22 protein-coding genes are annotated in these 23,015 nt (G+C 61.0%); 15 read left to right on the top strand and 7 right to left on the bottom strand.

Annotated features, from left to right (window positions below):
• Nucleotides 1-54 precede the first annotated feature (54 nt).
• Both BV034_RS07745 and BV034_RS07740 read left to right on the top strand, forming a co-directional pair.
• Nucleotides 55-1,800 (top strand): amidohydrolase, encoded by a 1,746-nt coding sequence (locus tag BV034_RS07745; RefSeq protein ID WP_050025754.1) that lies wholly within the window; start codon nucleotides 55-57, stop codon nucleotides 1,798-1,800.
• Between the two features lie 43 nt (nucleotides 1,801-1,843).
• On the top strand, nucleotides 1,844-3,184 hold the full coding sequence (locus tag BV034_RS07740) for a membrane dipeptidase (protein WP_050025752.1): 1,341 nt from the start codon (nucleotides 1,844-1,846) through the stop codon (nucleotides 3,182-3,184).
• A gap of 16 nt (nucleotides 3,185-3,200) precedes the next feature.
• Here the strand turns inward: BV034_RS07740 and BV034_RS07735 are convergent, their stop codons facing one another.
• A complete protein-coding gene (locus tag BV034_RS07735; RefSeq protein ID WP_063768708.1) occupies nucleotides 3,201-3,899 on the bottom strand; it encodes a protein-L-isoaspartate(D-aspartate) O-methyltransferase in 699 nt (232 codons plus the stop codon).
• 158 nt (nucleotides 3,900-4,057) lie between these two features.
• Between BV034_RS07735 and BV034_RS07730 the strand changes: the two genes are divergently transcribed.
• The 6 genes from BV034_RS07730 to BV034_RS36800 all read left to right on the top strand — a co-directional run bounded on the left by BV034_RS07730 (nucleotide 4,058) and on the right by BV034_RS36800 (nucleotide 8,452).
• Nucleotides 4,058-4,720, top strand: coding sequence for a TetR/AcrR family transcriptional regulator (locus BV034_RS07730; protein WP_050025748.1), 663 nt, complete (start codon nucleotides 4,058-4,060; stop codon nucleotides 4,718-4,720).
• A complete protein-coding gene (locus BV034_RS07725; protein WP_050025746.1) occupies nucleotides 4,717-5,664 on the top strand; it encodes an HlyD family efflux transporter periplasmic adaptor subunit in 948 nt (315 codons plus the stop codon). The genes BV034_RS07730 and BV034_RS07725 overlap by 4 nt, the downstream gene beginning before the upstream one ends.
• Nucleotides 5,665-5,688: 24 nt before the next feature.
• Nucleotides 5,689-6,609 (top strand): ABC transporter ATP-binding protein, encoded by a 921-nt coding sequence (locus tag BV034_RS07720; RefSeq protein WP_050025744.1) that lies wholly within the window; start codon nucleotides 5,689-5,691, stop codon nucleotides 6,607-6,609.
• Between the two features lie 107 nt (nucleotides 6,610-6,716).
• Complete coding sequence (locus tag BV034_RS07715; protein WP_050025742.1) at nucleotides 6,717-7,853, top strand: ABC transporter permease; 1,137 nt, start codon at nucleotides 6,717-6,719, stop codon at nucleotides 7,851-7,853.
• A 55-nt stretch (nucleotides 7,854-7,908) separates the two neighbouring features.
• Nucleotides 7,909-8,139: an addiction module protein gene (locus BV034_RS07710; protein ID WP_050025739.1), complete on the top strand. Its 231-nt coding sequence runs from the start codon at nucleotides 7,909-7,911 to the stop codon at nucleotides 8,137-8,139.
• The gene (locus tag BV034_RS36800; protein ID WP_081887652.1) at nucleotides 8,132-8,452 is read left to right on the top strand and encodes a type II toxin-antitoxin system RelE/ParE family toxin; all 321 of its coding nucleotides are present in this window, start codon (nucleotides 8,132-8,134) and stop codon (nucleotides 8,450-8,452) included. Before BV034_RS07710 ends, BV034_RS36800 begins: the two co-directional genes overlap by 8 nt.
• 74 nt (nucleotides 8,453-8,526) lie before the next feature.
• Here the strand turns inward: BV034_RS36800 and BV034_RS07705 are convergent, their stop codons facing one another.
• A complete protein-coding gene (locus BV034_RS07705) occupies nucleotides 8,527-8,712 on the bottom strand; it encodes a CsbD family protein (RefSeq protein ID WP_050025737.1) in 186 nt (61 codons plus the stop codon).
• A gap of 126 nt (nucleotides 8,713-8,838) precedes the next feature.
• Between BV034_RS07705 and BV034_RS34570 the strand changes: the two genes are divergently transcribed.
• Nucleotides 8,839-9,597, top strand: coding sequence for a hypothetical protein (locus tag BV034_RS34570; RefSeq protein ID WP_265592753.1), 759 nt, complete (start codon nucleotides 8,839-8,841; stop codon nucleotides 9,595-9,597).
• Here BV034_RS34570 and BV034_RS07695 read toward each other — a convergent pair.
• A complete protein-coding gene (locus BV034_RS07695; RefSeq protein ID WP_050025734.1) occupies nucleotides 9,503-11,917 on the bottom strand; it encodes an endonuclease/exonuclease/phosphatase family protein in 2,415 nt (804 codons plus the stop codon). The genes BV034_RS34570 and BV034_RS07695 overlap by 95 nt on opposite strands.
• A 40-nt stretch (nucleotides 11,918-11,957) precedes the next feature.
• Nucleotides 11,958-13,232, bottom strand: a complete 1,275-nt coding sequence (locus BV034_RS07690) for a glycosyltransferase (RefSeq protein WP_050025732.1) — start codon at nucleotides 13,230-13,232, stop codon at nucleotides 11,958-11,960.
• A 122-nt stretch (nucleotides 13,233-13,354) separates the two neighbouring features.
• Between BV034_RS07690 and BV034_RS07685 the strand changes: the two genes are divergently transcribed.
• Together BV034_RS07685 and BV034_RS07680 are read left to right on the top strand one after the other, a co-directional pair.
• Nucleotides 13,355-13,774, top strand: a complete 420-nt coding sequence (locus BV034_RS07685; protein WP_050025730.1) for a hypothetical protein — start codon at nucleotides 13,355-13,357, stop codon at nucleotides 13,772-13,774.
• Nucleotides 13,775-13,869: 95 nt separating this feature from the next.
• The gene (locus BV034_RS07680; protein WP_050025728.1) at nucleotides 13,870-14,289 is read left to right on the top strand and encodes a hypothetical protein; all 420 of its coding nucleotides are present in this window, start codon (nucleotides 13,870-13,872) and stop codon (nucleotides 14,287-14,289) included.
• Between the two features lie 9 nt (nucleotides 14,290-14,298).
• Here BV034_RS07680 and BV034_RS07675 read toward each other — a convergent pair whose 3' ends face one another.
• Nucleotides 14,299-14,496: a hypothetical protein gene (locus tag BV034_RS07675; RefSeq protein ID WP_265592752.1), complete on the bottom strand. Its 198-nt coding sequence runs from the start codon at nucleotides 14,494-14,496 to the stop codon at nucleotides 14,299-14,301.
• Between the two features lie 181 nt (nucleotides 14,497-14,677).
• Here BV034_RS07675 and BV034_RS07670 point away from each other — a divergent pair, with 181 nt between their 5' ends.
• Nucleotides 14,678-15,820 carry a response regulator gene (locus BV034_RS07670; protein ID WP_050025725.1) on the top strand — a complete coding sequence of 381 codons (1,143 nt, stop codon included), beginning with the start codon at nucleotides 14,678-14,680 and terminating at the stop codon, nucleotides 15,818-15,820.
• A gap of 30 nt (nucleotides 15,821-15,850) precedes the next feature.
• Here BV034_RS07670 and BV034_RS07665 read toward each other — a convergent pair whose 3' ends face one another.
• A complete protein-coding gene (locus BV034_RS07665) occupies nucleotides 15,851-16,090 on the bottom strand; it encodes a hypothetical protein (RefSeq protein ID WP_050025724.1) in 240 nt (79 codons plus the stop codon).
• A gap of 190 nt (nucleotides 16,091-16,280) precedes the next feature.
• Between BV034_RS07665 and BV034_RS07660 the strand changes: the two genes are divergently transcribed.
• Entirely contained in the window at nucleotides 16,281-18,005 is a 1,725-nt protein-coding gene (locus BV034_RS07660) for a 4-alpha-glucanotransferase (protein WP_050025723.1), read from the top strand.
• A 27-nt stretch (nucleotides 18,006-18,032) separates the two neighbouring features.
• Here the strand turns inward: BV034_RS07660 and BV034_RS07655 are convergent, their stop codons facing one another.
• Nucleotides 18,033-19,016: a L,D-transpeptidase gene (locus tag BV034_RS07655; protein ID WP_050025722.1), complete on the bottom strand. Its 984-nt coding sequence runs from the start codon at nucleotides 19,014-19,016 to the stop codon at nucleotides 18,033-18,035.
• Nucleotides 19,017-19,168: 152 nt separating this feature from the next.
• Between BV034_RS07655 and glgX the strand changes: the two genes are divergently transcribed.
• Both glgX and BV034_RS07645 read left to right on the top strand, forming a co-directional pair.
• Entirely contained in the window at nucleotides 19,169-21,301 is a 2,133-nt protein-coding gene (gene glgX / locus BV034_RS07650; RefSeq protein WP_050025719.1) for a glycogen debranching protein GlgX, read from the top strand.
• Between the two features lie 94 nt (nucleotides 21,302-21,395).
• Entirely contained in the window at nucleotides 21,396-22,940 is a 1,545-nt protein-coding gene (locus BV034_RS07645) for a glucan biosynthesis protein (protein WP_050025717.1), read from the top strand.
• Nucleotides 22,941-23,015: the final 75 nt, after the last annotated feature.

The raw sequence follows: 23,015 nt of genomic DNA, 5'->3' as shown, positions 1-23,015 counted from the left end.
AACTGATTCTCCACACCATGCACGAACAGCGCCTGTGAGCGCGTTTGTTCGTGCATGCGTCCGCTTCCCATCCTGCGCACGGCATTCGCCGCCACGCTGCTGTCATCCACCTTCAGCCTCGGCTGGGGCCAGACGACGGCCCCCTCACTCATCCTTCACCATGGCAGGATCCTCACGGTCGATGCAGGATTCAGCATCCGGGAAGCGCTGGCCGTGGATGCCACCGGCCGCATCCTTGCCAGCGGCGGCAATCAAGAGGTGCTCGCGCTCAAAGAATCCAGCACCCAGCTGATCGACCTGGGCGGAAAGACAGTCATGCCCGGGCTCATGGACTCCCACGTCCACCCGTCTGCCGCGCTCACGGAGTATGACCACGAGATCCCTGTGATGGAGACCATCCAGGACGTCCTCAGCTACATCGCAGCCCGGGCCAAAGCCACGCCGGAGGGTTCGTGGATCTACGTCCGGCAGGTCTTCATCACCCGGCTGAAGGAGCAGCGCTACCCCACCCGGCAAGAGCTGGACCAGGCCGCGCCCAATCACGCGGTCAACTTCTCCACGGGACCGGACTGCATGCTTAACAGTCTGGCGCTCCAATTGAGCGGCATCACTCGCGATTTCAAGATCACGGACGGGGGCCCTGGAAAGGTGGAGATCGACCCCATCACGGGCGAACCCACCGGACTGCTCCGTGAAATGGGGCGATTTGTGAAAATGAAGCAGAAGGTCAAGTCCCCGAGCCCTGCCGAGGTCTATGAACGCACGCGGGCCCTGTTCCAGGACTACAACTCCGTGGGGCTGACCGCGATTGGAGACCGTGGCGCGGGCCGGGCGTCGCTCGACCGGTACGAGGAAATGAAGAAGCGGGGAGAGCTGAGCCTGCGCGTCATGTGCTCGCACACCTTCAATACCGTCGGCATGTGGCGCACCATCGAGCAGGGCATTGATGAAGTGATCGCCCACCCCTTGTGCAAAGGCGATGACCGCCTCCGCATCATCGGCACCAAGGTCTGGCTGGACGGCGGCATGCTCACCGGCAGCGCCTACATGCGCCAGCCCTGGGGCATCAGCCAGGTGTACGGCATCTCTGATCCCGCCTACCGCGGCACGCTGAACATCCAGCCGGAGACACTGCAAAGGATGGTGGACAAGGTGACCGCCGCAGGGCTGCAATTCACCGCCCACAGTGTGGGCGATGGCGCGGTTCACACGCTGCTGGATGCATACGAAAAGGTCAACACCGAGCACCCGGTTCGCAACACGCGGGCCTGCATCACCCACAGCAACTTCATGAGTGAAGAAGCCGTCCGCCGGGCTGCGGCACTGGGAGTGATGATGGATATCCAGCCCATCTGGCTGCACCTGGACTCCCGCACCCTGCTGGGGCAGTTCGGCCAGGAGCGCACCCGCTGGTTTCAGCCGCTCAAGAGCATCTTCGCCGCAGGCGGTGTTGTGGGAGGCGGCAGTGACCACATGCAGAAGATCGGCTCCTTCCGCTCCGTGAACCCCTACAACCCCTGGCTGGGCATGTGGATCGCCGTCACCCGAACGGCGCGATTCCTCGATGAACCCATGCATCCCGAGGAATGCCTGACCCGCGAGCAGGCCATCCAGATGTACACGATCAACAATGCGCGTTTGTTGTTCCTTGAATCCCAAACAGGCTCCCTTGAGAACGGCAAACAGGCGGACATGATTCTCCTGGATCGCGATCCCCTCACCTGCCCGATCAATGACCTGGCGCAAACCAAGGTACTCAAGACCTGGCTGGCTGGTCAGCTGGTCTATCAGGCCCCCTAGTTTCAAAAACCCCCTTCCACTCACTTTGTCCGCCTCTGCTCCCATGTCACTCTCCCGCCGTCAGTTGCTTCGTCGCACCGTTCACACCGCCTCGGCCCTTGTTGCTGCCCCGTTGTTCAACATTCATGTCCGGGCTCAGGAAGCCGGAGGTATCTGGCGAACCGGGAACGACGTGATTGATCGCGCCCGGGAAACTGCCCTGAATCTGCTCAAGCCGACGCAGGCTCAAATGGACCGCGCATGGGAACTCCATCACCAATCGCTGGTGCTGGACAGCTACGCATTTGCCCCACGCGCCGCCATCGATGGGGAGAAATTTCAAGCCGCTGTGGAGGCCGGGGCAAGCCCAGCAGAACTGGTGGACCTGCGTGAGGAGATGTCCATGACGCGGAGCGCCACCGATCCTGCTGAAAGAAAGGAGTTCATGGAGGCCTTCCGAGCGGCAGGGGTGACCTGCATCTTTCAGAATGCAGGTGAGGAGGGCAACGATCCCCTTCGCTTGATCAAGCGGCTGGCCCGGTTCACCCAGAAGACGGACCTCATGAAGCCGGAGGTGACTAAGGCGGTGACTGCAGAGGACGTGGAGAACACTCGAAAGGCTGGCGGAATCTGCCTCCTGTTCACCACCAACGGCGTGCCTCTGCGGGGTGCATGGGAGAGCACCCGTGATGAACTCCGCCTTGTGCGCATCTTCCAGCAACTCGGGGTGCGCATGATGCACGTCACCTACAACCGCCGCAATCCGTTGGGCGATGGCGCGGGCGAGCCCGACAATGGCGGCCTCAGCGACTTCGGACATCAGGCGGTGGCGGAACTCAACCGAGCTGGCGTCATTGTGGATGTGGCCCACTCCGGGTGGAGAACCAGTCTGGAGGCAGCCAAAGCCTCCACCAAGCCGATGGTGGCCAGTCACACCTCGTGCGCCAGCCTTTACAAACACTTCCGCGGCAAGCCGGATGAAGTCATCCAGGCCATCTGCGACACGGACGGGCTCGTGGGCATCTGCTGCATCTCACGCTTTCTGGGCGGCAAAGGGGACATCGTGGCAATGATGGATCACCTCGACCATCTGCTGAAAAAGTTTGGCCCCACCCATGTGGCCATTGGAACAGATGTGGGGTACCTCTCACGTTTTGACAAAGCGGAGCGTCTCAAAGTGAAACGTCGCGCGGACGGCAGCTCCCCACTCAGCACCCCCGGCCCCTCCTGGGAGCACCTCTGGCCCAAGGATGACTTTCAAACCACCCTGGAGGCGGAGCAGAGCCTGGCCTGGACCAACTGGCCCCTCTTCACCCTGGGGCTGGTCATGCGGGGCCACAAGGATGACGACATCCGAGCAGTTCTAGGGCAAAACATGCTGCGGGTCTTGCGGGCGCAGGCCTAGTAGAGGCGGGAGGTCACTACTCCTCCGCCTTCCCCGTCATAGGCACGAACCGCACGTCCATCACTTGCTCCCGCTTCAGCTTGCCGTCTTTCTTGCGAATCAGCACCAGGGACTGGGCGCCTTGCCCTCCCACGGGGATGATGAGGCGACCACCTTCCTTGAGCTGGTCGGTGAGCGGCTGGGGCACGTGATCCGGCGCGCAGGTGACGATGATGGTGTCAAAAGGGGCATGCTCCGGCCACCCGGCGTAGCCGTCGCCGACGCGCACCTGCACATTGTTATACCCTAGACGCTTCAGATCAGCTTCCGCCCGGCGACCCAGCGGCTCCACAATTTCGATCGTGAACACCTCTTTGACCAGCCGGGCCAGGACCGCGGCCTGATAGCCGGAACCGGTACCGATCTCCAGCACGCGATGGGTGGGCTTGGGATCCAGCGCCTCCGTCATGAAGGCCACGATAAAAGGCTGCGAGATCGTCTGGTCATGGCCAATGGGCAGGGGACGGTCATCGTAGGCGTCAGATCTGAACTTGGCAGGCACGAACTCATGCCGGGGCACCTCTAGCATGGCCTTCAACACCCCTTCATGCCGGATGCCTCGGTCCGGGGCCTGGAGTTGGGCCTCCACCATGCGTCGCCTCTCCACCGCAAAGCCCCCTTCCCCGTCCGCCGCCTGACTGGCGGTGGGCAGCACCGGATCACAACCTGCGTTCATGGCCAGAAGACATGCGCAGCCTAGTGGAAGCAGTCGCATAAAGGAGTGGGTGCCACTTCAGGGTCCTCTTGTTCAAAAAACAGACCCCTAAACAGCCGTCAGCAAAAAAACTCATTTTTTTAGTCGCGCGTATAATTATACACTTGTATAATTCCCCCATGCCCCGCCCTTCCTCCCACGTCGATGAGAAGCTCCTGGCCGCTGCTCGGGAACTGCTCCCCACGACGGGCTGCCACAAACTCAGCCTCCGCCAGGTGGCCAGCCACGCCGGGGTCAACCTGGGGATGTTCCACTACCATTTTGGGAACAAGGAGGCGTTTCTGGAGACGCTCATCAGCCGCACCTACGATGAGATCCTGGCGAGGCTGGAGCACACCTCCCAGCCCGACGCCTCCCCTTTGGAGAACCTGCGAACGGCACTCAATGCCCTCGGCCGCTGGGCCCGAGACCATCGCGAGCTCCTCATGCGGCTCGCGGCTGATGCGATGGCGGGCGAACAGGTGGTGGTCAACGGTTTCGTCAAGAACCAGCCCCGCATCATCGGTACCATGGTGCCCCGTATGATGGCTGCGCAGGCTGCGGGGCAGCTTCCGGCGATTGCTGTGCCCCAGCTGATTGGCTTCATCGCTGGCAGCATCACCATGCCCTTCGTGGTGGGCACGGTGATGTCCAAGTTTGACCTCGTACCTGCACCGCTTCTCGAGGGGCTGGAGAACGCTGTCTTCAGTGATGAGGCCATTTCCCAACGCATCGACATGGCGCTAGCAGGGCTGCAATCGGCCCTGCCTCCAGCTGCCATCACCAACCAGAAACCCACATGAAAACTCGGCTTCCCATGCTCCTGGCCACTTTGCTGGCCCTCCCTGCATGCACCAAGAGCGATCCCAATCTGCTCAACGGCTATGTGGAGGCCGACTACGTCCGGGTGGCGGCCCCGGTGGCGGGCCGCCTGGTGAAACGCGATGTCATGCGGGGCGATGAAATCACTGCCGGAGCGCCGCTGTTCTCCCTGAACACGGATGACGAACTGGCCGCGCGCAACGAGGCGGCTGCAAGAGTGGCCACCGCGGAGGCCCGGCTGGCCGACCTGCTGAAGGGTGATCGCACCGAGGAACTTGCGGCAAAGGATGCAAGCCTCCGGCAGGCGCAGGCTGCGCTGGACCTTTCTTCGGCCGAGTTGAAACGCGTGGAGCCGCTGGTACGGTCCAAAGCGCTGGCGGCCGCAGACCTGGATCAGGCCCGCTCCAATGAGCACCGGGACCGGGCCAGGGTGGCTGAGCTCTCCGCACAGATTGTGGTGGCCAAACTTGGTGGTCGGCCCGACGCCATCGAAGCCGCGCAGTCCGAAGTGAAGGCGGCTCGTGATCAGCTCGCCGGGGCGGAGTGGAGGTTAAAGGAAAAGACGCAGACTGCGCCAGCCGCCGCCCGGGTGGAAGACACCCTCTATGAAGCCGGGGAATGGATCCCCGCAGGCACACCTGTGGTAACCCTGCTGCCACCGGCGAACGTGAAAATCCGCTTCTATGTGCCGGAGGCTCAGCTGGCCCGCCTGTCCAAGGGGGCCAGCGTCGCGATCCACATGGACGGAGCCGCCCCCGTGCAGGCGACGGTCAGCTTCATCTCCAGCCAGGCAGAGTACACGCCCCCTGTTATCTACAGCCGGGAGACGAGGGAGAAGCTTGTCTTTCTGTGTGAGGCCCGCCCACAGGCTGCGGATGCCCCTAAACTGCACCCCGGTCAGCCGGTGGAAGTGCACCTCCATTAGGAAACAACCCCAAGGATCGCGACCATGAGTGCTGTCATCGACGTCCGACACCTCACCAAGGCCTTCGACGGCCGCAAGGTGGTGGATGACTTTTCCATCCGGGTGGAAGGCGGCCGCATTCACGGCTTCCTGGGACCCAACGGAAGTGGCAAGACGACGACCATCCGCATGCTGTGCGGGCTGCTGACCCCGGATGCGGGAGAAGGAACCTGCCTGGACTTCGACATTCGCACCCAGACTGCCGAGATTAAAAAGCACGTCGGCTACATGACCCAGAAGTTCAGTCTCTACGAGGATCTGAGCATTTCAGAAAACCTCGACTTCATAGCCCGCATCTATGCCGTGCCGCGAAGAAAAGAGGTGGTGGCAAAGACCCTTGAACGTCTTGGCCTGGCCACCCGCAGACAGCAACTCGCCGGTTCCCTCTCCGGAGGCTGGAAGCAGCGCCTGGCGCTCGCCGCCTGTTTGCTCCACGAACCCAAGCTGCTGCTGCTGGACGAGCCCACCGCTGGCGTGGACCCCAAGGCCCGTCGAGATTTCTGGGAGAACATTCACCAGCTCGCCTCAGAAGGCATGACGGTGCTAGTCAGCACCCACTACATGGACGAGGCCGAGCAGTGCCATGAACTGGTGTACATGGCCTACGGCAGGAAGGTGGTGGAAGGCACCGCCGGAGAGGTCGTGGACCGCTCCGGACTGGACATCTGGGAAGTGTCCGGCTCAGACCTTCCCGAGCTCTCCCGTGAACTCAGGCAGCTGTCCGAGGTGGAAATGGTGGTTCCTTTTGGCCTGACCCTTCACGTGAGCGGGCGCAACCACGATGCCCTGGAGAAGGCACTGGCCCCCTTCCGCCAGCGTTCTGACCTGACGCTGCATCGCATCAAGCCGGGCCTGGAAGACGTGTTCATTAGTCTGATGGACAAGAGTGTCGATAATTTTGGCTAGGGGTTAGAGGTTAAAAGTTATGAGTTAGATGTTAGATGCCACATGCACCATCCCCACTTCAGACTCCACTCCGCCTTCCAACTCCTAACCCATAACTCCTCCCCCCCATGAGCCACCGCTTCTCCCTCGCACGAGTCCGGGCCGTCCTCATCAAGGAGTTCATCCAGGTGCGCCGGGATCGACTCACGTTTGCGATGATGATCGGCGTGCCGCTCTTGCAGCTGTTGCTCTTTGGCTACGCGATCAACTCCGATCCCAAACAGTTGCCCACGGCGGTGGTCTGTGCGGATCCCGGTCCATTTGCGCGAAGCATGGTGAGTGCGCTGGAGAACTCCGCGTACTTTGAAGTGACCCACAAGCCCGCCAGCGAGGACGAGGGCGACCGCCTGCTGGCCCTCGGGGAGGTGCAATTTCTCCTGGTGATCCCCTCAGGCTTCGATCGCAGCTTGCAACGCGGAGAGCGACCAAACGTCCTGCTCGCTGCGGACGCCACTGACCCTTCGGCGACCGGGAATGCCCTTAGCGTGATCAGCACCCTGGGCCGCCAGTCCATCAACCGGGAGTTGAGCGGACCTCTGGCCTCGCTGAAGACCAGTGAAGACCCCTTTGAGGTGCGCGTGCAGCGGCGCTACAATCCCGAGGGGCTGACGAGTTATAACATCGTACCCGGCCTCATGGGCGTGATCCTCACCATGACCATGATCATGATGACCGCGCTCTCCGTCACCCGCGAGCGGGAAAAGGGCACCATGGAAAATCTGCTGGCCACTCCCGCCCGCCCGCTCGAGGTCATGGTGGGAAAGATCATCCCCTATGTGGTCATTGGCTACGTGCAGGTGGGCGTCATTCTGGTGGCCGCCAAGGTGCTTTTTCAGGTACCCATGCTGGGATCGCTCGCCCTGCTGGCAGGTGCGGCAGGTCTCTTCATCGTCGCCTGCCTGGCCGTAGGGTTCACGTTTTCCACCCTGGCGAAAAGTCAGTTGCAGGCCATGCAGATGACCATGTTCTTTTTCCTCCCGAACATTCTTCTCTCAGGATTCATGTTCCCCTTCCGCGGCATGCCGGAGTGGGCACAGTACGTCGGCAGCGTCTTCCCGCTCACTCACTTTCTCCGCATCGTCCGCGGCATCCTGCTCAAGGACAACACGATGTATGAAGTTTTGCCCCACGTCTGGCCCATCCTCGCCTTTGTCCTGGTCGCCTCCTCCCTGGCGCTCAAGCGGTACAAGATGACGCTGGATTGACGGGGCACCCCGCATTTACTTGATCAAAGCTTCTTTTTAGGCTAATCGTCACCCAATGAAGGCTGAATTTGCCCCCCTCTTCAAGCTTGGCCGGGCTGAGCGCCTCCAGTTGGTTGAAGATCTGTGGGATAGCATTGCCAACGAGGAATCAGGTGCTGCGGTGCCAGATCTTTCAAGCTGGAAGATGGACGAACTGCGGAGACGCAAAGATGCGCTGACGCAGAATCCAGCGTCTTCGCTCTCTTGGGAACAAGTGAAGCAGATCGCTCGGACTGCGAATGACTAAGGCTTTAAGGTACACCCCAGAAGCTGCTATCGACGTCTCCACTGCATTTGAGTGGTACGAGAGCCGGGAACCCGGATTGGGAGAAGAGTTCCTCCGTTGTATCGAGGCATGTACGGACATGATTCAAAGGCACCCCGAAATCTTTCCTGTTGCCGTTGATCAATTTCGTCGAGGTTTGATAAGACGATTTCCGTTCGAGCTCTTTTACGAAGCGAGCGAGGGGAGTATCGTCGTCTACTCCGTATTTCATTGTTCTCAAGATCCGGCGAGGTGGCAAAAACGTCTGAGGAACCGAACCTCAGGAACAGAATGAAACGGGGTTAAAAAAACCTGCCCGCAACAAACGTCACGGGCAGGACAAATAGTTTACGCCTGGCAAAACCAAAATCAAAGGTCCGCAATGAACTTGCGGACATCTTCCTTGCTTCTGCCAAGTCGTTTTTGAAGCCGGCCCAGAAGTTCGTCTTCTTTGCCCTCTTCAAACTGGAGGTCATCATCGGTCAGCTGACCATATTTCTGTTTCAGCTTGCCTTTGACCTCGTTCCAAGTGCCTTTCATTTGTAGAGTTGTCATGCCTCTGATTCGAGACATGCCTGTGGGGTGGTTGTCTCATGATTTTCGGACTGGGCAAGTCCGCAGCAACCGTCCCCATCAAGCCACGCGATGGATGATTGAAGGGTGCAACCTTTGCCAGCCATCATGCCGCCCCCAGCCTCCAGTCCCACCCCCGAGGATCACCAGGGGCCGGGTATCATCCTCCGCCAGCAAGCTCCCACTTGGTGGGAGAAATGCCGCCGCATCAAAGTCACGCCTCAACAGTGGCGGCTGGCGGCTATTCTGGTCGCGGCCCTGCTGCTGCTCTCCTGGATATACCGCCAGATCGATGTCGCGGCACTCCATGACCGCGCCGCCCACATCAATGGGCCGGTGGTGTTCATCCTTATGACCGTGCTGCCTCTGCTGGGATTTCCCGTGAGTGTGCTTCACGCCGTGGCGGGTGTGCGCTTCGGACTGGGGTGGGGATTTGCTCTAGTGGCGATTTCCATCCTGCTACAGTTGCTCGCTGCGCATCGCATCGTTGGCCTGGCGCCGAACTTCTTCGCCCGCCGGTTGAACGCCCTGCGCCGACGTCTGCCGGACGCGGCGCACCAGCCCCTGACCATCTTCACCATGTTGCTGCCGGGAGCCCCGTATTCGGCACAGATTTATGTGCTGCCTCTGGTGGGGGTGCCGCTGAATGTGTATCTCGCATGGAGCCTGCCCATCAATGTCGCCCGCAGCATTGTCGGCATCGCGTTCGGCGAATTCAGCGACCGCCTGAGTCCGCTGACCGTCAGCCTGTTTCTGCTCTATGGCGTCATCATCATGGTGCTTTCGGCGTGGTCGTTTCAGCGGCTGCGGAAGAAGATAGCCGCAGGTCGGCCACCAGCGGAAGATGATCCGAAGCCACCCGCGTGACCTGGGTGCGAGGCACGCGCAGCTTTTCCACATCGAAGTGCGAGGAAACGAAGACATGGTCCAGCCGGATGAACGGCTGCAGAGAGCTGAAGGTGTTCACCGGACGCCACCCCTTCGTGATCCGCTGCACATCCCGCAGGGTGGTGATGGCCAGTTTATAGCCAGGGCTCCCCACCCCGAAGTTGAAGTCACCACAAAGCACGACTGGCTCCTTGTCCACGACGGGACCGAGCCAGTCCGGCCCCAGCAGGGCCAGCATCTGGGCCACACGCTCCCTGCTACTGAGCCCAAGGTGCGTGGCCACCATATTGACGACCTGCCCCTCCAGCTTCGTCCGCACCCAGATGGCGGACCGCGGCTCCGGCCACCAGTTTCCCGGATCGGCAGGGAGCTGCCCGGTCTTCACCACCTCCACTGGACGACGACTCAGCAAGGCATGGCCATAACGCTCCGCGGCGCGGGTGACCGTAGGACAGAACACCACCTCGTACCCCGTCAGCTCTGCCACCCTCGTGGCCTGGTCCTCTCCACGAGAGCGGGATCGCCCGTGCTCCAGTTCCTGCACTGCCACGAGATCCGGTGAGTAATGGTTGATCACCCGGGCGATGCGTCGCGGCGAGACGCGCCCATCCATGCCGATGCAACTGTGGGCATTGTAGCTCATCACCCGCAGCACAGGCCCATCCCCGGCATCCGCATGGGGTTCGAGGTCACTATCACGTCCCAGATGATGCAGGGCGGCCGCGCGGAGTCGGTCAGGGCGGACAAAACCTCCGCCTCCCACCAGGCCGCGGGTGGCAGGGGGCACCAGCAGGAAGCCCTGCGTCTCCTCCGGCCCAGCCCCGGCGTGGGACCCGCGCTCCTCCGCAAAGGTCCAGTTCCTGTTCTGTGGCCCCCACCCCAACAACACGAGGTCGCCGGCATTGGGATTGTTGCAGAAGGTGACCAGATCCTCAGCCAGCACCTGGCGCATGCCTTCCGGGTGCCGGGCGAACAAATCGGCCGCCCCCTCTGGGACTGAAGTTTTCCCGCCCGCATGATACCAAGTGATGCGGCCATCCTTTTGTTTCATCAAAACTCCCGGCACCTGTTTTTCCTGAACCAGCTGTCTGGCCAGACGGAGGAGCTCCCCGTCCTCCACGGGCCGGTTGAAATAGACATGCCCCACCGGCCCCACGGCGGCGACGGTGAAGCCCCGCCTCATCTCCCCTTCAGACACAGAAGCATCCGGGTGGGAACGCCGCTTTTGCGCCTGGGTGTTGCAGGAGGGATTGGAGGTCACTGCGGCGTCACTCTTGCGTGCCGTCGGAGGATCCACCCCCAGGCAGTCTGCGATCACGGCCTCAATGCCGCCTTTGATTTCCGTGGCAAAAGACCGCGATCTCTCCTGACCGTGATCTGAAAAAATCCACACCTGATAATCCCGCCGGCGGGAACGATGCGCGGCGCGATAGAGGTTCTTGATGGCGCGGTCGATGCCCTTCAGCGACCAGTGCGCAAATTGCGAACCCGGGCCGCGGCGATGGGCGAGTTCGTCATAGCCCAGGAAGTTCAGGTGCACTATGGGAAGACCGCGTGTCACATCCACCTTCCCTCCGATGGTCACCACCTCGCGCAATCCGATGCCAATAAAGGTACGCGAAAGCACCATCGACATCTCCCGCCCCCAGCCCTGCCCTTTGATGACTCCAATGAGGGCCAGGGGCACGGCAATCACCAGCTCCAGCAGCAACAGCCCAAGGATGCGCAACACCGCGGGGATGTTCAGCACGGCGAACAAGAGCATGTTGCGGAACTTTCCCGACCGCCACATGTCCCCCAGCCCATTGCTTGCCGCGCAAAAGTGGCTCTCCTCCAGATCGGCCCCGCCGGAGTAAATGTTAGACCACGAACTGCCGCCTTTGAGCAGGCCCTCAGCACGCGACTGAAACTCTGCCTCGAACTTCTTGGCCCACTCCGAGTAAAACATCATCCCGGTCTCACCGGTGGACCGGTCCCGAAAGCTGAAGGCTGGGACACCGGCGTGGACACCGTAGTACAATTCAGCCTGCACCGCCGGAGTGGTGCTGGGCAGGCCCGAGTAGAAGGTGGTAAGATGATATTCGCTGCGATCCACCAGCTTTTTCAGGAAGGGCATACGCCCCTTTTTCATCGCAGCCTCCAACTGATGGCGGGCCAGCCCGTCGATCTGGATCAGCAGGAGCCCGGGCTCTTCCCCCGTATCCTCAGAGGCCTTAAGCCCCAGATGGCGGATGGCCCACTCACTACGGCTCACGCGGCGACGAAGCCGGTGAAAGAAGGATTCTATGCGGTCAAACATCTTGAAAAGTGTTTTTCTTCAAACTCCACGCGCCATTTCCTTATACCATCAGCGCGCTGACCACGGCATCCGCACGTTCGGTGATAAGACGCCACTCCACGCCGAGCCGCTCCACCATGGTGCCCCAGGGACTTTGCTCGATCTCCTGGCGTTGACGCAGCGTCCCGTGTCGGATCTCCGCATAGAAATCCAGCGCCATTTCTGCACAACGCTCTTTTGAAAAGGCACTGGCAGTCTGCCGCGCAGCCTTGGTACAGGAGTCTCGCATGCCGGAGTCGTCGTGCAGGCGCGCAATCGCGGTGGCAAAGCTCTGTGCATTCGCATCCGGAGGGAGCTGAATGCCATTCACCCCGTCTTTCAAGACCTCCCTGGCGCCCGGCGCATCCAGCGCCACCACCGGCAGTCCTGCGGCCATGGCCTCTGCCAGCACCAGACCCTGGGTCTCGCTCATGGAGGCAAAGGCAAACACGTCCATGGCATGATAGGCGGCCGTCAGACGGGGTCCCGTCAACTTGCCCGCCAGGTGGAGACGATCCGCTACACCCTGCCGGGTGAGTGACTCCAGCACCGTTTCCTCCGCCGGGCCACTGCCTACCACGAGGAATCGCGCTCCGGGGGTGTTCTTAAGAAACAACCCCACCGCGTCGGCGAGATACTTGAGATTCTTTTCTGCTGCGAGACGGCCCAGGTGACCTACCACAAAGGCATCGTCGGGGATCTTGAGTTTTTTCCTCACCCCGCGACCGTCCCCGGAGGAGAAGGCCTTGATGTCAATGCCGGTGGGAACCACCTTGATCGGCGACTCCACCCCGCGTTCTTTGATCATTGCGGCAATGCTCTCGCTCGGAGCAATCACGCCGTCGCACAAGTTGGCAAAGTGGGTGGACAGATTGATCGCCACTTCGCGGAGGGCCGGTGAGTCAAATGGGACGTAGTGAGTGTAATCCTCGTACCGCGTATGGTGGGTGAAGACCACAGGCACGTTCTTGCTGGCCCCCACCCGCAGAGCCGTGGCTCCCAGCAAGAAGGGGTGATGGGCATGTATGACGTCCGCCTGAAAGGTGTCCAAACGCTCATTCAGAGCTCCCGCCATGGGCAGACAGACGGAAAAATCGCTGCCGTTGAAGTTCTGGATCGCCGCCACGCGCTCCACATACGCCTCCAGCCGCTTCGGTGGAGGCCGCCCCTCAAATGTAGGTGCCACCACCAGCACCTTGTGACGCTGTTTCCTGTATTCCTCCGCAAAGGTGCTCACCGAGCGGGCCACCCCACCCACATGGGGCAGGTAGGTGTTGGTCATCATGCAAATATTCATGTGATGTCTCATCTGCGTATCGCATCAGACCGCCTGTCACGTGGCTTTTCCGTTACCAAGCACAAGTTGATACCCGCAATAGAAGAGGCACCTCCGTAGCTCGGAAAACCCCACCCCCATTCATGACCCTGTGCACCCCCCTCGCCCCTGCCGCGCCGCCGCCCTCATCTTCGAAACGCTCCCCTCTCCCCATCCTCTTCACAGGAGGTCAGCTCCCGGTCTGGATCGGCGGCTACATTCCCTCGGGAAAAACTTTCAAGGCCCTGCTCGTAGGAGTGTGGGAGCGCAAGGGACTGCGCTACATTGGCTGCCTTCAAAAAAACTGGAGCGAGCGTGAGAAGGCGGAGATCCTGGCACAGATCGAGGAGATTCCCCTCAAGCGCTGCCCGTTTCACAACCTGGAATCTGGCTCCGCCATCTTCCCGAAGGGCACCGCTCCCCGCTGGCTCTTCCCCTCGCTCAAGCTGACGGCAAAGGCGGAGGATCTGACGCCGGCGGGCACTCAGGACCTGCCTGACTTCGCCCCTTTCCTGACGGCCTGATACCCTGCCATCTCATCGGGCGGTGAGTTCTCTCCATCCATGGGTGGAGCACCGCCCGATTCAGTGGGGGTATTCTCATTCTCATCCTCACAGCCATGAAAACTGATTTTGACGAGTTCAAAGCGGCCTTTGATTCCTACCTCGACATCTGTGAAGAGCCTGTAGAAGGCATCCTGTTCCTGCGATACGAGGACCTGGAAGCTGCGAGCCATCTCCACACCATCCAGGATGAAGGTTTCACCCCGATTGTCGCCTTGCAGGATCACATCGACACGCTGACCGATTGTCAGAACTACGCGGTGGAGCATGGCGTCACGTCCACGTACATCTTCTTCAAATCCCACTCCTATCACCAGTGGCTGAATGCCCGGGAGTGGGTGGACAGTCCAGCCCATCGTGCCCAATGGGCTCAGGATCAGGTGGATGTTGAGATCGTTCCCCACGCCTCACGCGGCATCATCTGGTTCTACAGCACTGGGGTGCCGATCCGGCAGCTCGTGGATGTGCTCGAGTAGAAGCCATGCTCAATGGGACGCTTCGTCTTGGTCCGTAGGATTGGGCTGGCTGGTCTCCTTCATTTCTTCGTAGGCCTCTTGCCGGTCTTGACTTGTCACGGATTCGCGACCGTCGCGTTTGGCGATTTCCACGGCGCGCAGTTCCAGCTTGTCCGCGCTGGCCGGCTGGGGCGGATCTTCTTGGGTCACAGGAGGTTTCGTATTCATGGGGTGAGGGCTTCCCTCAGGCATCGGCTCGCGGCACTAACCCGGTCGCATGGGGTGAATCATCCTTTGTTGTCCAATCTGTCACTCCTCAGCCGGTAGCCCTCAGGAACGGCTCAGGAGTTTCTGAATAGCACTCTCATTTGCCTACGATCACCCACCGGGCACTTTGCGATAAACGATCATGCAGGTTTTGTCTTCAGGCGTGGCGATTAGCGGTTTGGTACTGGTGGTGGATGATCAGGTCCGCAACCTTCAGATGGTGACCAATCTGCTCACGCATCGTGGATTTGAGGTCATTACCGCCAATGGAGGTCGGGAGGCCCTGAACTGCCTGGCGACCAAGATCCCTGACCTCATCCTCCTGGATGTGATCATGCCTGAGATGGATGGGTTCGAAGTCTGCCGCCAGATCAAGAGCAACCGGGCCACGAGCCATGTCCCGGTGGTGTTCCTTTCCGGCAGCGCTGACCAGTCCTCCATTGTGCGCGGGTTTGAAACGGGAGGCGTGGACTACATTGCCAAGCCGTTCAACAAAGCCGAACTGCTCGCCCGGGTGCTCACCCACGTACAGCTCGTGCAAACCCGGCGCCGTCATGAGGCTCACCTGCTGGAGCACAACCGCACCCTGGGGATGATTGCTGAGGAATGGCATCAGCCCCTTCAGCACATCGCCCTCCTGACAAAAAAGATCGCCGAGCTGCACCGGCCAGGTGAGACGTCCCTGGCGATGGAGGCCAATGCCCAGGTGGAGTCCATGCTCACCTCCGTGGAGCGCTTTCTGCACAAACAATCGCAGGAGCAGGCGGGCATGCACGACTCCCCTCCCATCACGGAACAAATCACCTCGAACCTCGAAACGCTGGCCGGACGCTGGTACCTCACGGCCAAGCGGAAGTGTGTGGACATGCGCATTACCAGCCCTTCGCAGCAACCTCTCGTGGCAGCTTCCCCCTTTGCTGTGAGGCAGATTGTGGATGCGCTCCTTTCCAACGCGATCCATCACACACCGAGGGACGGCATGATTCTGGTAACCATCAGCCACAACAGCTGCCAGGTCCTCTTTCAAGTGGAGGACAACGGCTCAGGCTTCCCGGATGATTATTTAAACGAACCCTTCCGCCCCTACTTGCGCGGTCGCGCCCTGTCCCACTCACCGGCACTCGGCCTGGGGCTCGCCGCCGCCAAGCGCACCGCTGACCGCATTGGCGCCACTTTCGCCATCGGCAATTCCACCCAAGGAGGAGCCCGCGCCACCGTGAGTTTCCCGCTCCCTGCGGCCATGGTCTCGTCGGCAGATCCCGCATTGGCACGGTCAGGCACCTGATCCCGGCAGGAGCGAAGAGTGCAACGAATGTCACACCCGGTCCTTGAGTCCCTGCTCACCCGCGTGCTTCGCACAGTGGGCGCAGCAGTAGATGCCTTCCTCCGACTCAAGCCCATGCCCCACGATCCGGCAGCCACAATGGCCGCACTGGGGCGCTAGCGCATGGATCGCGCATTCGAAGCTGTCAAAGGTGTGGCTCTCACCAGCGATGACGACTTCGAAGGCCTTGTCATAGACATTCCCGCAGGTTTCACAAGCAGCAGCAGACATAAGATCCTCCTATTTTAAAAAGGGTTCGGGTGCCACTGCCAGGTCGGCTGTTTCCAAAGGGGCGGGTGGATATGTGTCACTGAGTGGCAAAGCGCGAACGTGGCCTCCCACCCGAACCCTCTAGTCAGGCTGCCTGCCCAAGCTTCATTTGCGGGCGGCCATCCCTGCCGCCAACCCGACCTTCCGAGAAATGTCCGCCCCCACCTTTAACAAGAATCTTGCGGGACTGCTCGTGCCCGTCTTCGCCCTCCGTCACGCCAATGACTTCGGCATCGGTGACACGCTCGCCATGAAAGAAGCCGTGACTTTCTGCAAGGAAAACCGCTTCGCGGTGCTGCAGACCCTGCCCATCCATGAGACGATTGGCGATCACAGTCCATACAACCCCATCTCCTCCCGGGCCCTCTCCCCGGCTCTGCTGGACCTCTCTCCAGCCAATGTGCCGGGATTGACTGAAGGTGTGCTCGCCCACTTCGCCCCTGGGGCCTGGCTGGCACAGCTCCGTGAAGGGACGGTGAAACACCACACGGTGCAGCTCCTGAAGCTGCACATCCTTCTGGCAGCATTTCACCGGTTCAAGGCGGCGCAGGCAGAGACTCCCGACCTCTGGAGCGAGTTCGAGGAATTTCAAAGGAACTCGGCCGACTGGCTGCCGGTTTACACCCTGTACCGTCTCCTCATCCGGGAGTATGAGGGCAATCCGAACTGGACCCAGTGGCGGCCCGAGCACCACCGCGTGGAGGCTGCGGAGGGCTGGTTCGAGTCCCATCCAGAGCGCCGGTATCTCACCGAGCTGCGCCAGGGCTTCGCCTATGTGCAGTGGGTGGCCTGGCGTCAGTGGCAGGAGGTCCGCCGCCATGCAGACGCCTGCGGCGTGATGCTCATGGGGGAGATGTCCTTTGGCGTCTCGAAATCCAGCGTGGATGTGTGGGCCAGCCCCGAGCTGTTCGACGCGGATTGGAACATGGGCACCCGGCCCATCGTGTATTTTGACACCAACAAGGACTCCGAGCGGTGGGGCCAGAACTGGGGGCTCCCACCCTATCGGTGGGAGAATCACCGCTCCAGCGGCTTCGCCTGGCTCCGCGGGCGCATCGCCTCGGAGAGACAGTTCTTTCACATCTGCCGGCTGGATCACCTGAGAGGTTATTTCCGGGCCTACATGTTCCCATGGGGTGGCGGAGCCCGTCATACCGAGTTCGCGACGTTAACCGATGAGGAAGTGCTGCGCCGTACCGGAGGACGAATGCCCCGCTTTGTCCCTGGCCCCGATGAAGATCCCGTCAGCGCTCGCATGAACGAGTTGCAAGGCCACGAGATCATCTCCGTGATGAAGGAAGCTGCGGGTGACATGTACCTCATCGCCGAGATCATGGGAAACATGCCGGACTACATGCGCCGCACGCTGGATGATCTGGGGGTGGCCAATCTTGTCTTCCCCCAACTGGAGCGCACCGAGGAACGCACCCTCCTGCCTCCCACCACCTACCGGCGCCCCAGCCTGGGTTCCTATGCCAACCATGACCACGCCCCCCTGGCCGCGCTGTATCCGAACCTTCAGGCCGGTGCCAGGGCGAATCTCAATGGCGATGCCGCCAAAGATCTTGCGAATCTGCTGGGCTTCGCCGGATGGTCGGCCCCTGCACCAGACACTCTGAACGATGACCTCCTCCTCGCCCTTCAGGAGGCTCTCTTCAAAACACCGTGTGACCTCACCGTGCTCATGAGCAGCGACCTTCTCGGCACACCCCAACGATTCAACCTGCCCGGCAGCTACGGTACCGAGACCTGGAACGAACGGCTGGACCACCCGCTCTCCGCCTTCGCCCATCACCCCGTCTTCGGCCCGCGCATCGCCCGGGTTCGAGAGTTGATTCAACGAACCCACCGCCAGCCAGAAAAGGCTGACATCTAACTCTTAACCCTTAACTTCCAACGCCTCCTACTTCACTTCCACCTTCACCCCGGACTTAACCAGGCCTGCGAGGCGGAGGACGTCCCAGTTTGCCAGACGGATGCACCCATGGCTCTCCGACCGGCCGATCGAGTCGGGGAGCTTGGTCCCGTGAATGCCAAGCCCTTTGCGATCCAGCTCAATCCAGATCACGCCCACGTCATTGTTGGGCCCGGGCGGGATCATGAGAAACTTGCCACTGCGCTCACCTTCCTTGAGCATCTTCTCATCGCGACGAAACTTGGGGAATCGCTCCATGCCTTTGATCGTCCAGGTCCCTGTCGGTGTACCGGTCTCGGTGGATCCAATGGTCACGGGAAATGCCGCCGCAATTTTGTCTCCTTGAACCACCTCCAGCATGTTGTTGCTGCTGAGAATTTTCACCAGCGTCTTCACCTCCCCCTGGGGCATGGCGTGGCCGGGCGCGACAGTCTTCACCGCATTCACGTCAAAGGGCTCCACATTGGGCACCAACACCTCGTCGCCTTCCTTCAGAGCTTCGGCCTTGCCACCGTTTAGCTGGCGGAAGAATTTCTCATCGCAATGGAACTTCTCGGCCACCGCCTCCACGAGACTCGCATAGGGCAGCCATTCACGCCCTGCCTGATCTTCCGGCTTCTCCGGGAGCTCTCCCACGAGCGCCGCATCCGCCTTGGTCACCACATATTTGGTCAGAGCCAGTGATCCCTCGGTACCAGCATCAGGAGTGGCGGCATCCGCCTTGAGCTCCTGCTCAGGCACGGGGCCATGAACACGCTCATAGATCTCCCGGGCGGTCCGCGTGAACTGACCATCCTTCCCATCGATCTTGCCTGGACCATAGCCCGCCCGATCCAGAAAAACCTGCAGTCGCAGCATGGACTCAACCTCCGGCGTGAACTTGAACTCCGGCTCCTGGGCAGCGGATTCAGCCAAGGCACCGAAGACAAGGAACGCCGTCCCGGCCACGAGGATACAGGTCAGTCGTTTCATGCCCCCGAATCGCGGCGCCACCTCGCATCGGTTGGAAGGGACTCAGTTCCCACTCGTGGCGGCGAAGAAGTTCTTGCCCGCCAATTCTTCCAACCGTTCGCCAGGATTGCTTCGATAGCCCTTTGAAAGGCCTTGCTGACTGACCACTCCCTATGTTCCCTACTCGAGCCCCCCTCCGTCCCGGACGCCCCTTCCCTCTCGGTGCCACCGCCGCGCTGGACGGCACCAATTTCGCCGTATACTCCGCCCATGCCACGCGCATGGAACTCTGTCTCTTCGACGGACCCAAGCTCCAACGGGAGACCCGCATATTCCTGCCAGAGTGCACGGATCACGTCTGGCACGGCTTTGTCCCAGGGATAAAGGCGGGCCAGGTGTATGGCTACCGCGCGCATGGTCCCTACGAGCCCGAGCAGGGCCATCGGTTCAACCCACAAAAGGTGCTGCTGGACCCCTATGCGAAGGCCATTGGCCGTCCTCTGGTCCGCTGGGGCCCCTCTCTCTTTGGTTACCGTACGGGGGCGGCCAGGGAGGATTTGAGCATTGACCGGAAAAACTCCGCTCATCTGGCCCCGCTGGGCATGGTGATGGACACACGGTTCGACTGGGGCGGCGATGAGCCACCGCGCGTGCCCTGGAGGGAAACCGTCATCTATGAGGCCCATGTGAAAGGTTTTACCAAGAACCTGAACGCCCTCCCCGAGCACCTTCGCGGCACCTACGCCGGACTGGCCTCAGATCAGGCCATCCGGTTCCTGAAGGATCTCGGCATCACCACGGTGGAGTTGCTGCCAGTTCACCACCATCTTGACGACGCCTTCCTGCTGGAGAACGGCCGCACGAACTACTGGGGTTACAACACGCTGTCGTTCTTTGCCTTTGAACCAGAGTATGCGGCCTCACGAGACCCGCATGAAGCCATGCGTGAGTTCAAGGGCATGGTAAAGCGGCTGCATCAGGCGGGCCTGGAGGTCATTCTCGACGTGGTGTACAACCACACCGCGGAAGGGAGCCAGCGCGGCCCCACCCTCTCCCTGCGCGGAATGGACAACGCCTCCTACTACCGCCTCTCGCCCTCGTCCGCCCGCTATTGCGAGGACTTCACCGGCTGCGGCAACACCGTCAACACCATGAACCCCGCCGGACTCCGGCTGGTGATGGACAGCCTCCGCTACTGGGTGACGGAGATGCATGTGGACGGTTTCCGCTTTGACCTCGCCAGCGCCCTGGCCAGGGAGGCGCACGGCTGGGACAAGTATGGCTCTTTCTTCGATGCCGTCGGTCAGGATCCCGTGCTAAGCCAGGTCAAGCTCATCGCCGAACCCTGGGACATCGGCATGGGCGGCTACCAGGTGGGCAACTACCCCACGGGCTGGTCGGAGTGGAACGGCCGCTATCGCGACCAGATCCGCCGTTTCTGGAAAGGGGTGGACGTCGCCAACGACGCCGCCTTCCGCTTCAGCGGCAGCGCGGACCTCTACAACCACAGTGGTCGCCATCCCCAGGCCAGCATCAACTTCATCACCGCCCACGACGGCTTCTGCCTGCGGGATCTGGTGAGCTACAATGACAAGCACAACGAGCGCAATGGCGAGGAGAACCGGGATGGAGCCAATGACAACGAGAGCTGGAACTGCGGCCATGAAGGTGACCCCGCGGCACCGGAGGTGCAGGCGCTCAGGAAACAACAGGCCAAGAACTTCATCGCCACCCTCTTCCTCTCGCAGGGTGCCCCCATGCTGGTGGCTGGCGATGAACGCTGGCACACCCAGCAGGGCAACAACAACACTTACTGCCAGGACAATGAGTTGACCTGGCTTTCATGGGACTGGCAGGGCGACGCCGTCGAGATACGGGACTTCACCCGCAGTGTCATCGCCCTGCGCCGTGAGGAAGCCGTCCTCTCCCGCAAGTACTTCCTCACCGGACAGTCGCACGGGCCTGATCTGCCTAAGGACGTCATCTGGTGGAATCCGGAAGGCCGGGAGATGGAAGGCCGGGACTGGGAGGCGGGATTCACGCGGTGCTTCGGCATGCTTCTGCCCGGGTCTGCTCTGCAGCTCAAGAACGAGGATGGCACCCCGCAAAAGAGCAACACGGTGCTCGTCTTGATCAATGGGCACTATGAAGATCTCAACATGGTGCTCCCCGCCGCAGATGGCCCCAGTGACTGGGCCTTCCGCCTCACCACCTGTGACCGGGTACCCAAAGAGAACGTCACGAGTGGTGCGGAACTCAATCTACCCGCGAGAAGCCTGACTGTCTTCACCTCCGCGCCTGAATGACCATACCCAGGGGGCCGGCAGCATCCCTACGTGAATTCGTAAGCAGAGGCAGGTGATGCCGTGGCAGGCAGCACTATGCTCTGCGCTACGGATCATGATGCTCAGTCCTGCCTGCCCCCTTCTTCTTTCGCTACTGCTTCTGACCAGTTCCCAGCTTGCCGCTCACGATCGGGATCCGAAGCAGCAATTCTACGCACAGGAAGCCGAACGCCTGGCAGCACTGCCGTATGCCCCCGGATTTCAGGCTCCCACTGCCTTTGCCAGAAACCTCAACTACGACGCCCTCAGGAGCATCCGGATCCAACGCCAGCACTTTCTCTTCAACGAGTCCGCTGGCAACCTCCGCATTGAGCCCCGGCTCGCAGGCAGCTTCAACAGCAAAGGCATCCAGCTCAATGTCCTTCAAGACGGGCTCTCGCATCCCGTCCCTTTCCAGGCCAGCTACTTCAAGTTTCCTCAAGATCTTCCCACTCCGGGAGACAACGATCTGCCGGGGTACGGAGGGTTTCGCGTTCTAGGTCCCACCCACATCGGCGGGTCAGCCTATGAGCAGTTCACTTTTGGAGGAGCCAGTTACTTCCGGGGCCATCCGGACACGCTCAGTTACGGACTGAGCGCCCGCGGCCTCATCCTGCGCAGGTCTGGCAAAGAAGAGTTCCCCTTGTTTGAGCGATTCTCCTTCGAAGAACCCGCCGCCCAGAGCTCGCAACTCGTGTGGCAGGCACTGCTCAACAGCCCTTCTACCACCGGTGCTTTCCGGTTTCATTCCACTCCGGGCAGCCCCGCCATCATGGAGGTGCATGCGGACATCTTTCTCCGTGCCGGCCTCCGGTGGGACGATGTGGGAATCGGCCTCGCTGGTTTCTCCTCCATGTTCTGGTTCAGCCCGGCAAGCGCGCGCCGCACGGCAGATTTCCGCGAGCGCGTGCACGACTCTGAAGGGCTGGCCGTCGTCACCACCGCCGGAGAGCACTTCTGGAGGGTCCTGACCAATCCCACCAAACTGCGGCACTCCAGTTTTCCTGTTCAGGGCCTGCGCGGCTTTGGGCTGATCCAGCGTGAGCGATCCTTTGCTGCGTATGAGGATGAGGTCGCCCGCTATGAACGACGCACCTCCGCGTGGGTCATTCCGATCATGGGTATGAATTCGGGCCGGATCAAGTTGCTCGAGATTCCCACTGGCAACGAGTACAACGACAACATCGTGGCCTTCTTCGAGCCCGAGACCCCGCCTGCTCCCGGCGAGCCCTTGCGCATCGCCTACCGGCTCTTGTGGTGCGACGACGTTCCCGCCGACCCCGCCAGTCAATCAGCCCGCGTCATTCAGACCCGGGTGGGGCAGCTTCCGGACAAATCAGGCATCACTTTGCTCACCGTCGATTTTGTCCTTGCATCGATCGATCCTCTTCCCACCCCTGAGATCCAGATGCCAGAGGGACTGAGAAAACAGTTCGCCTATCTCAAGCCTCTGCCGGATGGCAAGACCACCCGCCTTCACCTTGGTGTTCTTCCTGAAGATACCGGCACCAACCTGGACGGCAACGCTGGCGAGATTCGCGTCAGACTGGTCCGTGAGGGGAAGCCGGTCAGTGAAACCTGGATCTATCCATGGAGCGGAGCTCCCCGGGCAGCACTATAGCCTGCACGGGCAACCGGTCAGAAAGAACAGTGTCACCGCACGCGGTTCAGGCTAGAATGATGCGGAGTTGCTCCA

It is taken from the genome of Verrucomicrobium sp. BvORR034 (genome assembly GCF_000739635.1).
In the GTDB taxonomy this organism is placed as follows: domain Bacteria; phylum Verrucomicrobiota; class Verrucomicrobiia; order Verrucomicrobiales; family Verrucomicrobiaceae; genus Verrucomicrobium.
Note: the sequence above shows the minus strand (reverse complement) of the source record. Positions and strands in the feature narration are given on the sequence as shown.

Coding starts and splice junctions, on each gene's coding strand:
- BV034_RS07745 (WP_050025754.1), top strand. CDS start 55: ATGCGTCCGCTTCCCATCCTGCGCACGGCATTCGCCGCCACGCTGCTG.
- BV034_RS07740 (WP_050025752.1), top strand. CDS start 1,844: ATGTCACTCTCCCGCCGTCAGTTGCTTCGTCGCACCGTTCACACCGCC.
- BV034_RS07735 (WP_063768708.1), bottom strand. CDS start 3,899: ATGAACGCAGGTTGTGATCCGGTGCTGCCCACCGCCAGTCAGGCGGCG.
- BV034_RS07730 (WP_050025748.1), top strand. CDS start 4,058: ATGCCCCGCCCTTCCTCCCACGTCGATGAGAAGCTCCTGGCCGCTGCT.
- BV034_RS07725 (WP_050025746.1), top strand. CDS start 4,717: ATGAAAACTCGGCTTCCCATGCTCCTGGCCACTTTGCTGGCCCTCCCT.
- BV034_RS07720 (WP_050025744.1), top strand. CDS start 5,689: ATGAGTGCTGTCATCGACGTCCGACACCTCACCAAGGCCTTCGACGGC.
- BV034_RS07715 (WP_050025742.1), top strand. CDS start 6,717: ATGAGCCACCGCTTCTCCCTCGCACGAGTCCGGGCCGTCCTCATCAAG.
- BV034_RS07710 (WP_050025739.1), top strand. CDS start 7,909: ATGAAGGCTGAATTTGCCCCCCTCTTCAAGCTTGGCCGGGCTGAGCGC.
- BV034_RS36800 (WP_081887652.1), top strand. CDS start 8,132: ATGACTAAGGCTTTAAGGTACACCCCAGAAGCTGCTATCGACGTCTCC.
- BV034_RS07705 (WP_050025737.1), bottom strand. CDS start 8,712: ATGACAACTCTACAAATGAAAGGCACTTGGAACGAGGTCAAAGGCAAG.
- BV034_RS34570 (WP_265592753.1), top strand. CDS start 8,839: ATGCCGCCCCCAGCCTCCAGTCCCACCCCCGAGGATCACCAGGGGCCG.
- BV034_RS07695 (WP_050025734.1), bottom strand. CDS start 11,917: ATGTTTGACCGCATAGAATCCTTCTTTCACCGGCTTCGTCGCCGCGTG.
- BV034_RS07690 (WP_050025732.1), bottom strand. CDS start 13,232: ATGAATATTTGCATGATGACCAACACCTACCTGCCCCATGTGGGTGGG.
- BV034_RS07685 (WP_050025730.1), top strand. CDS start 13,355: ATGACCCTGTGCACCCCCCTCGCCCCTGCCGCGCCGCCGCCCTCATCT.
- BV034_RS07680 (WP_050025728.1), top strand. CDS start 13,870: ATGAAAACTGATTTTGACGAGTTCAAAGCGGCCTTTGATTCCTACCTC.
- BV034_RS07675 (WP_265592752.1), bottom strand. CDS start 14,496: ATGAATACGAAACCTCCTGTGACCCAAGAAGATCCGCCCCAGCCGGCC.
- BV034_RS07670 (WP_050025725.1), top strand. CDS start 14,678: ATGCAGGTTTTGTCTTCAGGCGTGGCGATTAGCGGTTTGGTACTGGTG.
- BV034_RS07665 (WP_050025724.1), bottom strand. CDS start 16,090: ATGTCTGCTGCTGCTTGTGAAACCTGCGGGAATGTCTATGACAAGGCC.
- BV034_RS07660 (WP_050025723.1), top strand. CDS start 16,281: ATGTCCGCCCCCACCTTTAACAAGAATCTTGCGGGACTGCTCGTGCCC.
- BV034_RS07655 (WP_050025722.1), bottom strand. CDS start 19,016: ATGAAACGACTGACCTGTATCCTCGTGGCCGGGACGGCGTTCCTTGTC.
- glgX (WP_050025719.1), top strand. CDS start 19,169: ATGTTCCCTACTCGAGCCCCCCTCCGTCCCGGACGCCCCTTCCCTCTC.
- BV034_RS07645 (WP_050025717.1), top strand. CDS start 21,396: ATGATGCTCAGTCCTGCCTGCCCCCTTCTTCTTTCGCTACTGCTTCTG.